The 217-nt window shown below is 54.8% G+C and carries 1 protein-coding gene; it reads right to left on the bottom strand.

Features of this window, described 5'->3' with window-relative positions; genetic code table 11:
- A partial coding sequence (locus AAZT04_RS26380) for a hypothetical protein (protein WP_434682349.1) occupies window positions 1–217 on the bottom strand: 217 nt, incomplete at both ends.

The following is a 217-nucleotide window of genomic DNA, read 5'->3' as shown; positions in this document are numbered from 1 at the left end:
GGGTATAGACATTCCCATCGAACTTGCTGTTACTAGTAAATAGCTTCCACTCGCCATTGCTGTTCCGCCACTGCCACTTGACCGTTGAGTCATCAGCGCCCGTACCGTTCGCCACAAAGCCGTACTCAGCCTGCAATTTCTGACCGACCTGACCGCTTCCCTTGATGGTGACCTTGTTATCCCTCACCGCCGGGGCCGCGAAGATACTGATTTCCGG

The sequence above is a fragment of the Serratia sp. Je.1.23.a genome (assembly GCF_051129805.1).
GTDB lineage: Bacteria > Pseudomonadota > Gammaproteobacteria > Enterobacterales > Enterobacteriaceae > Serratia > Serratia liquefaciens.
The sequence above is the reverse complement of the archived record's forward strand: the minus strand, read 5'-3'. Positions and strand labels throughout refer to the sequence as shown.